This is a genomic window from Deltaproteobacteria bacterium (assembly GCA_003696105.1).
Lineage (GTDB): Bacteria > Myxococcota_A > Polyangia > Haliangiales > J016 > J016.
In genome coordinates this window covers 1-11,660 of sequence record RFGE01000276.1, presented here as the reverse complement: position 1 = coordinate 11,660, position 11,660 = coordinate 1, and the positions used below count along the sequence as shown (strand labels likewise).

General features: G+C 69.7%; 11 protein-coding genes. 10 read left to right on the top strand and 1 reads right to left on the bottom strand.

All coding sequences use genetic code 11. The features are described 5' to 3' along the window. The 9 genes from gspE to gspN all read left to right on the top strand — a co-directional run. A partial coding sequence (gspE, locus tag D6689_17740) for a type II secretion system protein GspE (protein RMH39079.1) occupies window positions 1–1,550 on the top strand: 1,550 nt, incomplete at its 5' end. Then, window positions 1,550–2,791 (top strand): type II secretion system protein GspF, encoded by a 1,242-nt coding sequence (gene gspF, locus D6689_17735; GenBank protein RMH39078.1) that lies wholly within the window; start codon window positions 1,550–1,552, stop codon window positions 2,789–2,791. The genes gspE and gspF, both read left to right, overlap by 1 nt. A 5-nt stretch (window positions 2,792–2,796) precedes the next feature. Then, entirely contained in the window at window positions 2,797–3,228 is a 432-nt protein-coding gene (locus tag D6689_17730) for a prepilin-type N-terminal cleavage/methylation domain-containing protein (GenBank protein ID RMH39077.1), read from the top strand. A 479-nt stretch (window positions 3,229–3,707) separates the two neighbouring features. Next, window positions 3,708–4,733, top strand: coding sequence for a prepilin-type N-terminal cleavage/methylation domain-containing protein (locus D6689_17725; protein RMH39081.1), 1,026 nt, complete (start codon window positions 3,708–3,710; stop codon window positions 4,731–4,733). Beyond that, window positions 4,730–5,410, top strand: a complete 681-nt coding sequence (locus D6689_17720; GenBank protein ID RMH39076.1) for a prepilin-type N-terminal cleavage/methylation domain-containing protein — start codon at window positions 4,730–4,732, stop codon at window positions 5,408–5,410. The genes D6689_17725 and D6689_17720 overlap by 4 nt, the downstream gene beginning before the upstream one ends. Next, window positions 5,245–6,675 carry a hypothetical protein gene (locus D6689_17715; protein RMH39075.1) on the top strand — a complete coding sequence of 477 codons (1,431 nt, stop codon included), beginning with the start codon at window positions 5,245–5,247 and terminating at the stop codon, window positions 6,673–6,675. The genes D6689_17720 and D6689_17715 overlap by 166 nt, the downstream gene beginning before the upstream one ends. A gap of 3 nt (window positions 6,676–6,678) precedes the next feature. Next, the gene (locus D6689_17710; protein ID RMH39074.1) at window positions 6,679–8,364 is read left to right on the top strand and encodes a hypothetical protein; all 1,686 of its coding nucleotides are present in this window, start codon (window positions 6,679–6,681) and stop codon (window positions 8,362–8,364) included. Between the two features lie 45 nt (window positions 8,365–8,409). Further along, entirely contained in the window at window positions 8,410–8,958 is a 549-nt protein-coding gene (locus tag D6689_17705) for a hypothetical protein (protein ID RMH39073.1), read from the top strand. After that, a complete protein-coding gene (gspN, locus tag D6689_17700) occupies window positions 8,958–10,421 on the top strand; it encodes a type II secretion system protein GspN (protein ID RMH39072.1) in 1,464 nt (487 codons plus the stop codon). Before D6689_17705 ends, gspN begins: the two co-directional genes overlap by 1 nt. A 169-nt stretch (window positions 10,422–10,590) precedes the next feature. Here the strand turns inward: gspN and moaD are convergent, their stop codons facing one another. Further along, entirely contained in the window at window positions 10,591–11,274 is a 684-nt protein-coding gene (gene moaD, locus D6689_17695; GenBank protein ID RMH39071.1) for a molybdopterin converting factor subunit 1, read from the bottom strand. Between the two features lie 51 nt (window positions 11,275–11,325). On the opposite strand from moaD, the gene D6689_17690 reads away from it, so the two are divergent. After that, window positions 11,326–11,652, top strand: a complete 327-nt coding sequence (locus D6689_17690; protein RMH39080.1) for a methyltransferase — start codon at window positions 11,326–11,328, stop codon at window positions 11,650–11,652. Window positions 11,653–11,660 lie beyond the last annotated feature (8 nt).

Here is an 11,660-nt window from a genome sequence, read left to right as displayed (position 1 = left end):
GGCTGCCCGATCCGGACGACTTCGACGGATCGCTCATCGAGGGCGTGCCGATCCACTTTGCGAAGCAGTATTGCGTGCTGCCGTACATGCGGGACGACGTCGGTCGGGTCTACGTCGCGATGGCCGACCCGATGAACGTGCACGCGCTCGACGATCTGCGCGTTCTCGTCGATGCGCCGACCGAGGCGGTCGTCGCCCCGGCGGGACACATCATCGATACGATCAACAAAGTCTACTCCAAGTTGCGCGAGGGCGCGGAGCTGTCGGAGAAGACCGAGGAGGACGAGTACGCGGACGCCGAGGAGCTGATCGACATCCTCGATCTCACCGACGAGGCGCCCATCATTCGCTGGGTCAATTCGCTGATGTTCCAGGCGGTCAAGGAGCGCGCGTCGGACATCCATATCGAACCCGGCGAAAAGGAGGTCACGGTCCGCTTTCGCATCGACGGACGGTTGCGCGAGGTCAAGCACGCGAACCGCCAGTACCTGCCGTCGATCGTCGCCCGCATCAAGATCATGGCGGGCCTCGACATCGCCGAAAAGCGGCTGCCGCAGGACGGCCGCATCCGGCGCAAGATCGCCGGCAAGGACGTGGACATGCGCGTCGCCACCGCGCCGACGGCGGGCGGCGAACGCGTGACGATCCGTCTGCTCGACCGCAGCTCCGTGTTGCTGGGCCTCGAAGAGATCGGAATGGCGTCGGACACGCTGCGCCAGCTGCGGTCGATCATCGTGCGGCCACACGGAATTCTGCTCGTGACCGGCCCCACCGGCTCGGGGAAGACGACGACGCTGTACGCCTGTCTCACCGAGATCAACTCGCCCGACAAGAACATCCTCACGATCGAAGATCCGGTCGAGTATCAGCTCGAGGGGATCTCGCAGACGCAGGTGAACCCGAAGATCGACCTCACGTTCGCCAGCGGCATGCGATCGTTTTTGCGGCACGACCCGGACGTGATCATGGTCGGCGAAATCCGCGATCGCGAGACGGCGGAGATCGCGATTACCGCGTCCCTTACCGGTCACTTCGTGTTTTCAACGGTGCACACCAACGACGCCGCGGGTGCGGTCACTCGCCTCATCGACATGGGCATCGAGCCGTTCTTGGTGGCGTCGTCGCTCGTCGGCCTGTTGGCACAGCGGCTCGTGCGCACGCCGTGTTACGCGTGCGCGGAGGTCGTGCGGCCGTCGCCCGAGGTGGTGCGCGAACTCGGACTCGATCCGGATCGCTTCTACGCCGGCGGTTACGAGTTGCCGGAGGTCAAGGGGATGCGGCCGCTCGCGCCCGGGACGGTGTACCGCGCGGTCGGCTGCAAGGAGTGCCTCGGCGTCGGCTACGCCGGGCGCACCGGGATCTACGAGCTGCTCATGGTCAACGACGCCGTGCGCACGCTCACGCTGCAGAAGGCGGACGCGGGCGCGATCCGCAAGGCGGGCATCGACGCCGGCATGGTCACGCTGCGCATGGACGGCGCGCGCAAGGTGATGCTCGGGATGACGACGCCCGAGGAAGTGTTGATGGTGACGGCCGAGAGCGAGAGCTGATGCCGCTGTTCGCGTACAAGGGGATCGGGGCCGACGGCAAGTCGGTCGCGGGCGTTCGCGAGGCGGACTCCCCGAAGGCGCTGCGCGCGCTGCTGCGCAAAGACGGCGTCGTGGTCACGGACGTCGTCGAGTCGAAGGGCAAGAAGGCCGCGTCCGCCGGCGCAGGTCTGCGCCGGGAGGTGAATTTCGCCGATGTGTTCGGCCGCGTCAGTCGCGCGGAGATCGCCGCCGTCACGCGCCAGATCGCGACGCTGCTCAAGGCCGGCATTCCGCTGGCCGAGACGCTCGGCGCGGTGTTCGAGCAGGTCGACAACGTCAAGCTCAAGGCGGCGATCGGAGAGGTCAAGACGGCGGTCAACGAGGGCTCCGCGCTCGCCGACGCGCTGGCGAAGCATCCGAGGCTGTTCGACGACCTGTACTGCTCGATGACGCGGGCGGGCGAGATGTCCGGCAACCTGGACACCGTGCTCACCCGGCTCGCGGACTTCCTCGAGGCCGGCCAGGAGCTGCGGTCGAAGATCCAGGGCGCGATGATCTATCCCATCATCATGATGCTGATGGGCGCCGGGATCATGACCATCCTGATGGTCGCGGTGATCCCGAACATCACCGAGATCTTCGCGCAGCGCGACCAGGCGCTGCCGTGGAACACCGAGCTTCTGATCTTCACGAGCCACGTGATCGGCGCGTACTGGTGGCTGTGGGCGCCGGCGCTGATCGCGGCGGTGTGGCTGTTCGTGCGGTGGACGCGCAGCGACGAGGGCAAGCCGGTGTGGCACCGGTTCTTGCTCAAGGTTCCGCTGTTCGGCCCGCTCGTCCGCCAGGTGGCGGTCGCGCGATTTGCCCGCACGCTCGGCACGATGCTGTCGGCCGGGGTGCCGATGCTGCGCGCGCTGGACATCTCGAAGGACACGCTCGGCAACGTCGTATTGATGGACGTGATCGCCGGCGCGCGCGAGGCCATCTCCCAGGGCGAGTCGGTCGCGGTCACGCTGCGCAAGAGCGGCGAATTCCCGCCGATGATGACCCACATGATCGCGGTCGGCGAGCGGGCCGGACAGCTGGAGAACATGCTGTACCGCGTCGCCGACACGTTCGATCGCGAAGTCGAGCAGAAACTGTCCAAGCTCACGAGCACGCTCGAGCCGATGATGCTCGTCGTCATGGGGCTCGCGGTGGGCTTCGTGGTGTTCTCGATTCTCATGCCCATCATGGACATGAGCCAATTCAGCATGGGGTAGACGCAATGGAGACGAACCGGAACGACACGATTGCGCGGGAAACCACACGCGGTCAGGCGGGTTTCACCATCATGGAAGTACTCATCGTGCTCGCGATCATCGCGCTCATCATGGGCGTGTTGGTCGGGCCGAAGCTGTTCAAAGCCGGCGAGGAGGCGAAGCGGCGAAATGCGCACACCATGGCCGTGCAGTTTGCGTCGGCGTATGCGCGGTGGTCGCTCGACCATCAGGACGCGTGCCCGAGCAACATCAGCGAACTCGTCAAGTACATGACGAACAAATCGGACACGAAGGATCCGTGGGGCCGCGAGTTCATCATGTTGTGCGGCGAGTCGGCGCCCCCCGAGACGGAGGGGTTCGGCATCGTGTCGGTCGGCAAGGACGGCAAGCAGGGCACCGACGACGACATCAAGTCCTGGGAGTCGCCGGTCAAGTGACGGGTGGTGCGCGCACGAACGCGACATAGCGGCGGCTTCACCGTACTCGAGCTGTTGTTGGTGCTCGGGTTGGTATCGGCGCTCGCCGTCACGTTGTCGATGGGCGTGCGCCGCGTCCGCAACAGCGACCTGCGCGCCGACATCACGCGCATTGCGCAGGCGCTGCGGAGCGCCTACGGCATGGCGGCATACACGGGCAAGCACCACCGCGTCGTGTTCGACCTCGACGAGCGCACGTTCCGCATCGAGGTGTGCGAGGGCAACGTCAAACTGTACCGCGAGCGTCGCGAGCAGCGCGGCGGCGACGACGTCGACGAGGCGCGGGTGCAGCGGGCGCTCGAGTTCCTCCAGGGCGATCCGAACGCGCAGCCGCCGGGGTTGACGGGCGAGTTCGTGCCGCAGGTCCAGCAAGCGATGACGCCCGAGCAGGCGGCGGACAAGGCGCGCGCGCTGGCGGGCGCGCGGGTCGGCGCGGGTGAGTGCGGGCCGCCGACCCGCATGCGCGGCGGCAAGCAGGTGCCCGATCCGCGCGGCAAGCCGCAGCGGCTCACCCGCGACGACGTGTTCAAGGCCATCTGGGTGCAGCACCTCGACGGGCCGGTCGAGCGCGAGGGGACGGTGTCCATCCATTTCTTCCCGCTCGGCCACGCCGAGAAGGCGGTCGTGCAGGTCGCCGACGGCACTGGCGCCGACGCCGACTTCTACACGCTCGTCGTGCACGGCCTCACCGGGCGCGTGGAGTTTCGCGACGGCGACTGGATCGACCCCGAGGACCACATGATGCGCGACGCCGAGGGCAAGCGCGCGGAGGGCGAGCGGTGACGCGGGGCGGGCGCACGGGGCCCCGGCAGGCCGGATTCACCCTGCTCGAAGTGATGATCGCGCTCGCGATCCTTGCGGGCGGCTTGACGCTCACGATTGCGACGGCCGCGTCCAACGTGCGCCAGGCCCAGCGCGCGCAGATGCTCGGCGTCGCGACCGACCTCGCGCGCGGCAAGATGTACGACATCGAGGAGCAGTTGCTCCACGACGGCTTTCAGGAGATGGATCAGACCGTCGACGGCGATTTTTCCGACGAGGGCTGGTCGGATATTCGCTGGGAGGCGGCGATCGAGAAGGTGGAGCTCCCGGGCATCGCCGAGTTGCAGACGGCCGGCAGCGATGGCGACACGGGCGAACCGGGGACGGCGGCCGCCGGGGCGGCGGGCGGGTCGCTGCTGTCGTCCGCCGGAGCCGGCCTCATCGGCTCGCAGTTCGAGCTGATTGCGAACATCCTCGAGCGGTCGATCCGGCGGGTCACCTTGACGGTGACGTGGAAGGTGGGCCGGGCGACCGAGGAGATGAAGGTCGTCTGTTACTTCACCAACTCGCGCGGGATCGACGAAGCCATGGCCGGCGTGCCGGCGGGCAGTGGCAGTGACAGTGACGGGTCGACCGGCTCGTCGACGACGGGGCCGACCCGCCAGACGAGCCCGGTACCGCGAGCGGGAGGGCTGAGGCGATGACCGGGCGATCGCAGCGCGGGTTCACCGTCCTGGAACTGCTGATCGCGATGGGGATCGTCGCCATGATGATGTTCATCGCGTGGTCAGTGACGGCGCAGATCGCCGGCGACAAGAAGATGGTCGCGCGTGTCGCGGATCGCAACCGCGAGCTGCGGGTGTCGATGGCGCGCATGGTGCGGGACCTGTCGATGGCCTACTTGTCGCAGAACGAGGCGACCGACGCGCTCGAGCCGCGGACGGCGTTCATCGGCAAGGGGCGGCGCGATGCGCTCTTGCGGTTTTCGTCGTTCGCGCACCAGGTGCTGTGGGCCAACGCGCACGAGTCCGAGCAGACGATGATCTCGTACTTCCTGGCGCCCGACCCGCGCGACCGCAACCAGACCAATCTGCTGCGGCGCGAATCGAGGCGGCTTTCCGACGAGGGCTGGGACCAGGTCCCGCACGACGTCGACCTGCTCGTGCGCGATGTGGAGGAAGTGGAGTTCGAGTACTGGGACTGGCGCGAAAACGAATGGCGGCGCGAATGGGACACGACCGCGGCCGACGGCCAGCGCGGCCGCCTGCCGACGCGGGTGCGCATCAAGATCACGGTGAAGGGGCGCGACGGCAAGCCGGTCGTCTACACCACCCAGGCGCGGCTGATGATGCAGGAGCGCCTGCAATTTTTTGCGAACTGACGGCGATGGACGCGCGGGCACACGATCGACGGTTCAGCGAGCGCGGCATCGCGCTCATCGCGGTGGCGGGCGCGCTTGCGCTGCTGGGCGTCGTCACCGCCGAGTTCACGACCGACGCGGACGTCGAGTACGAGTCGGCGCGCAACGTGCAAGACGACATGCGGGCGCACTTTCTGGCGCGGTCCGGCATCAACCTGTCCGTCCTCGTCATCAAGGTGCAGACCGACATCCTCGATCGCTACCGCAACATGATCGGGGACGTGCAGCTCGCCGACTACCTGCCGCTGTTCATGGGCGCGTTCGGCGGCTCCAAAGAGGAGGTGGACGCGCTCGGCGCGTTCATCGGCGGGGTCGACACCAGCGGGATCAAGGGGCTTGGCCTGCCGGAGGGCGAGTTCGACGTGCAGGTGACGACCGACGACGGCAAGGTCAACGTCAACTGCGCCAACGGCTCGGAGGCGACGCGCCGCGCGCTGCAGACGCAGCTCGAAGCCATGTTCTTTCCCGAGGCGTTCGACGACATCTTCCAGCGGGAAGACGCCGATGGCTGGCGGCGCGATCGGCCCACGCAGGTCGCGGCGATCATCGACTACGTCGACCGCGACAACGCGCGGTTCGGGGCGCCGGGGACGCCGGAAGAGTACGGCTACGAGAACCTGCGCGACCGCTATCTGCCGAAGAACAACTACATCGACACGGTGGGCGAGCTGCGCCTGGTGCGCGGGATGGACGAGCGGATGTGGACGCTGTTCGGCTCGGCGTTCACCGTGTACGGCGGTTGCAAACAGAACGTCGGCGCACTGCAGGACGTCAACGTCATCGCCGCGCTGATCTACATCGCCGCCAAGAACCCGGACGATCCGGTGCTGCGCGACCCGGCGAAGCTGTGGGCGCTGGCGCGCTACGTGTCGCAGGCGCGCAATCTGGGCGTGATGTTCGACTCGGTGCAGTCGTTTGCCGATTTCGTCAAGGATCCGGGCGGCGCGCTCGGTGAGCTGTTTTCGGACCCGAACGCGGCGGGGGCGGCGTCTGGCGGCGCCGCGCTGGCCGGCGTGCAGTTTCCGGAGGGCGTCGAGCTCGATCTGTCGAAGCTCAACCAGGTCGCGCGGTCCGGGCCGCGCCGGACGTATCGCGTGGAGGCGACGGCGCACATCGGCCGGGTCCAAAAGCGCATCGTCGCCGTGTGGGACAAGGAAGTGCAACGCCAGCAAGCCCGCGAGGGGATGGGGGGCAAGGGCGCGTGGGTGTTCTGGCGAGAGGAATGACGTATGGCAGGTAGAGTCATCGCCGTCGATTTGGGCGCGTACAGCGTCAAGGTCGCCGTCGCCACCGCCGGGTGGGGACAGGCGCACGTCGTCGACTTCATGGAGCGCGCGGTGCCGGTCGGAGATCGCGCCGACGCGCTGGCCCGTTCGGCCGCGGTCGCCCACGAGGTGCTGCGCGAGATCGCGACCGAGGCCGACACCGTGTACGTCGGCGTGCCGGGCGACCTCGTGAGTTCGCGCGTCATCGAGTTTGGCTTCCGCCACCTCAAGCGGGCGGATCTGGAGAAGGCGGTCGGCGGCGAGCTGGAGGGGCTGTTGCCGTTCGACCTGGACGACATCGTGTACGCCTTCGACAGCCTGCCGCGCGATCTCGGCGTGGCCGAACCTCCGGCGGAGGCAGCGGTGCCGGGCGACGACGAGCCGACGTTCGTCGGCGGCGGGACGCACGACCGGCCGCCGCCCGGGGTGATCGCGCCGCCGGCCGCGGGGATGCGCGTGTTGGCCTGTGCGATGCTGCAGGACCGCGCGCGCGAGCTGCTCGATCGGATGACGATCGGCGGCGAGGAGCCCCGCGGGCTCGTTGTGGCGCCGACCGGACTGTCGCGCGTGGCGGAGCGAACGCTCGGCGGCGGCGACGCGGTCGCGATCGTGGATCTCGGCCACCACCGCACCGACGTCGCCGTCGTCAAGAGCGGCCGCACGGTGTTCACGCGGACGCTGTCGCGCGGCGGCCGCGATCTGACGGAGGCGATTGCGCGGGCGTGGAACATTCCGTACGACGAGGCGGAGAAGGCCAAGCACGCCGACGGGTACGTGGCGTCCGAGGCGGAGCCGCCGCCGTCGGACGCGTGGCGGCGGGTCGCCGACGTCCTCGCCGCCGAGCTGTTGCCGCTGGCGCGCGACATCCGGCGCACGTTGCGCGCGTGCCGCGCCGAGACGGGCGGCGAGGCGACGTCGATCGCGCTCGTCGGCGGCGGGTCGCGCCTGCGGGGCGTCGCGTCGTACCTGGCCGAGCAGGTCGGGCTGCCGGTGGTGCGGCTGTCGCCCGACCAGGCCGCCGGGCTGCTCGGCCAGGACCTTGCGCAGCAGGCGCCGGCCGACGTCGCGGCCTGCGCCGCGGGCATCGCGCTCGACGCCGCGACCGGAGGCGTCCTGTACGACCTGCGCCAGGGGCCGCTGGCATTCCGCGCGGACTTCTCGTTTTTGCGGCAAAAGGTCGCGCATCTCGCCGCGATCGCGCTGGTCGTCATCGCATTTGCGGCCGTGAACGCTTATGCGGCGCTGTACGAACTGCGCGCGTCGGAGGACGCGCTCGAACAGCGCATCGCGGCCGAGAGCGCTCAGACGATCGGCAAACCGTTGACGGCCGAGGAGGTGCTGGCGAAGGTGGGTCCGGCCAAGAAGAAGGCGGCGTCGCCGCTGCCGAAGATGACCGCCTACGACATCTTGCTCGAGATCAACGCGAAGCTGCCGCCGAAGAAGGAGGTCACGCTCGACGTGAAGAACATCGACATCCGACCGGGGCAAATCTCGCTCACCGCGACGGCGGCCGATACCAAGCAGATCGCGGCGATCGAGAAGGCACTCCAGTCGATCGACTGTTTCGAGGACGTGTCGAAGCCGAGCATTTCGTCCGGCCCGAACGGCACCAAGGCCTTCTCGATCACGATTCGGTCGGCGTGCATGTAAGGAGACGTCGTGGCGCTCGATGCACTCAGAGATCGATGGGAGCACATGTCGCCGCGCGAGCGGCGGTTGATGGTGTTGCTGGCCGTCGCGTTCGTGGTGTCGGTGTTCGGCCTTGTCGGTCGCATGATCTGGGACGGGCTCGACGCGATCGAGGCGCGCAACGAACTGCGCCGTGATGCGCTGCGCGCGCTCGACACGTACCGGCGGGTGGCGGCCGAGGGAGGGATCGACGAGCCGGAGGTCAAGATTCCGAAGGAACCGGTCGACTTGCCCGCATACCTCGAAGACATCGCGAAAGAGGTGGGCATCGAAATCCCGAACTACGCGCCGCAGCCGCAGGTCGCGCGCGGCGCCTACGACGAGATTGCGGTCGCGATCGATCTGCGCAATCTCACGGTCCAGCAGCTCGCCGATTTCTTGGAAAAGGTGGAATCGCGCAACCGGGCCGTCGTCGTCACCCAGCTCCAGATCGAGCGCAGCTTCCGCGAGGAGGGCAAGCTGCGCAAGGCGTCGATGACCGTGGCGACGTACGCGCCGCGCCGGGCGAAAGACAAAAAGTCGGGCGGCGATGCGGCCGACGGAGAGGGGACGTGATGGCGCGTTTGAGCAAGACGCAACGGTCGCTATTGCGGGGGGCGGGATACGTGGCGGCCGTCCTGCTGGTGTTCGTGTCGGCGGCGTGGGCGTCGCTGGACGCCGATCGGCTGCGCGTCAAGGCGATCGACGCGCTCGACGACCGGTTCGACGTGACGATCGCGTCGGTCGAAAAGGGCTGGCTGCCGGGACGGTTCTCGATCTACGGCATGGTGCTCACGACGCGACCGGACAAGCCGGGAGACAAGCCGACGGTGATCGCCGTCGACGAGCTGCACGCGAGCGTGGGCCTCCTCGGTCTGCTGCGCGGGGCCGTCGGGGTCGACGTGGAGGCGCAGCTCGGCGCCGGCACGGTCGACGGCCGTGTCGTCTGGTCCAAGGACGGGCTGGACGTGGACGTCGACACGTCTCAGCTCGACCTCGCGGCGTTGCCGAGCGCCGACGCCGTGTTTGCGGGATTGCCGGCGACCGGCGGGCTCAATGCGCACGTGAGCCTCCACGTGCCGCGCGGTGAGCGCGGGCTGGCATTCGACCAGGCGAGCGGCCGCGCCGAGTTGTCGTGTCCGATGTGTACGGTCGGACCGGGCAAGGTCGTGCCGCGCACCCAGTCGTCCGGCCGTGCGTCGGCGTTCGCGAAAGAGGGGGTGACGTTGCCGAAGCTCAACCTCGGCGACAACAAGGTCGTGTTGACCGTCGACAACGGGCGCGCGGACATCGATACGTTCGAGGCAGTGTCGACAGACGGCGAGCTGTACGCGGAGGGCTACATCCTGCTCAAGAGCCCGTTCGCCAGGAGCGAGATCCACCACTGCTATCGGTTCAAGTTCAGCGACCAGGCGAAGAAGAAGAACGCGAAGCTCGAGGGGATCGAGCGCAGCATGGAACTCGCACGGCGTGCTGACGGCTACATCGGGATGCGGATGACCGGCACGTTCGACCGGCCGCGGCGCATCGGCAGTCGCAGTTGCGTGCCCGGGGAAACGCCGGCTGACATCCGGCGCAAGCGCGCCGTCGAGCGGCGCCGGCGCGCGCGGCAGCGGGAGGGGGAGCGGCCGGCGGTGGGCGCGGAGGCGCCGGTTCGCCGGCCGCCCGGCGACATCGCGGTGCGCCCCGCGGCCACGGACGGCGTTTCGCCGGAAGCGGTGACGGCTCGGCCGATTCACGTCGATGACGCCCGGCCGGCGTCCCAGCCGATCGAGATGCCGCCGCCGCGCACATCCGGCCCGCAGCTCAGCGCGCCGGCCGATCGCATCAAGCGGGCGCCGGACGACGTGCGCGAAGGCGACGACGGCGAGGGCGACGGCGACGGCGCCGGCGGCGACGAAGCCGCCGGGGACGACCATGCGGAAGCGGAGGAGGACACCTCGGGCGACGGCGAAACCGCCGCCGACGAGGGCGGGGAGGGCGACGGCGATCACGACGGCGACAACGCCGCCGGCGAGCACACCGACGACGACGAGTAGGCGCGCACCGGCGCGACCGCGGCTCGCGCGCGGCGGCAGCGCGCCGGCGCGACCGCGGCTCGCGCGCGGCGGCGACGACGCATCAGCCGGCCCGGGGCGGCGTGTCACCGGCGCGGGCCGCGCGTCCCGGGCGCGTGCGCGGAGCGCGGTCGCGGCCGGACGCCGGCGGTTACGGCCCGACGCCGATCCACTCGGCGCCGTCGGGGCCGATCTCCTTCTTCCAGATCGGCACCGACTGCTTGAGCCGCTCGATCATCGCGCGGCACGCCGCGAACGCCTCGGCCCGGTGCGGCGCGCCGGCCGCGATCGCGACGGCCACGTCGCCGACCGCGAGCACGCCGGCGCGGTGTTCGACCGCCAGCCGGGTCCCCGGCATCTCCGCTTCGATCGCCTCGCACAGCTCGCGGAGCACCTTGTTGGCCATGTCGTCGTAGGCTTCGTACTCGAGGCGGTCGACCTGGCGGCCCCGGTTCGTTCGCCGCACGCAGCCGATGAACGTCACGATGCCGCCGACGTCGGCCGATCGCACCGCGGCGATGCACGCGTCCACCGACGGCGGCCGATCGTGGACCATGCGCGCGAGCCGGCCGCCCGGCGCGCCGTCGCCGGCGCCGCCCGCCACCGGCGGAATCAGCGCCAACTCGTCGCCGTCCGCGAGCGCCGCGTCCGCGTCGACCATCTCCATGTTGACGGCCGCGCGGAATCGGCCGCGCAGCGCCGCGACGGCGTCGTGCGCCGCCGCCAGCGCGTCCACCGCGTCGGCGACGGTCGCGCCGTCGGGCAGCTCGAGGCGCTCGCCGTCGCGCCGCAGCCGCTCGCGCAGCACCGCGAAGTATCGGACCTGGATCTGCACCGCCTTCGGTCGTACCCTGCCTGCGCCGTGCCGTCCAGCGATCGCGACGCCATCGCCGCGTTGTACCGGCGCATCTACGCCGTCGTGCGCCGCATCCCCCCCGGCGCGGTCGCCACCTACGGCCAGGTGGCGCAGCTCGCCGGCATCCCGCGCGGCGGCCGCGTCGCCGGCGCCGCCATGCGCGCCAGTCCGCCCGAACTCGGGCTGCCGTGGCACCGCGTCGTCGGCCGCCGGTCGCGCACGGCCGCCGCCATCGCCATCCGCGACCCGGTCGCCGCCGCGCGCCAGCGCCAGCTGCTCGAAGCCGAGGGCGTCGCGTTTCGCCGGTCGGGGACGATCTCGCTCGCCGACCACGGCTGGCTGCCGCCCGACGCGTGAGCGGCCGC

Bases quoted from the DNA above. Each gene is read 5' to 3' on its own strand.
- D6689_17720 (RMH39076.1), top strand. From the start codon at position 4,730: ATGACCGGGCGATCGCAGCGCGGGTTCACCGTCCTGGAACTGCTGATC.
- gspN (RMH39072.1), top strand. From the start codon at position 8,958: ATGGCGCGTTTGAGCAAGACGCAACGGTCGCTATTGCGGGGGGCGGGA.
- D6689_17710 (RMH39074.1), top strand. From the start codon at position 6,679: ATGGCAGGTAGAGTCATCGCCGTCGATTTGGGCGCGTACAGCGTCAAG.
- D6689_17715 (RMH39075.1), top strand. From the start codon at position 5,245: ATGGCGGCGCGAATGGGACACGACCGCGGCCGACGGCCAGCGCGGCCG.
- D6689_17705 (RMH39073.1), top strand. From the start codon at position 8,410: ATGTCGCCGCGCGAGCGGCGGTTGATGGTGTTGCTGGCCGTCGCGTTC.
- D6689_17730 (RMH39077.1), top strand. From the start codon at position 2,797: ATGGAGACGAACCGGAACGACACGATTGCGCGGGAAACCACACGCGGT.
- gspF (RMH39078.1), top strand. From the start codon at position 1,550: ATGCCGCTGTTCGCGTACAAGGGGATCGGGGCCGACGGCAAGTCGGTC.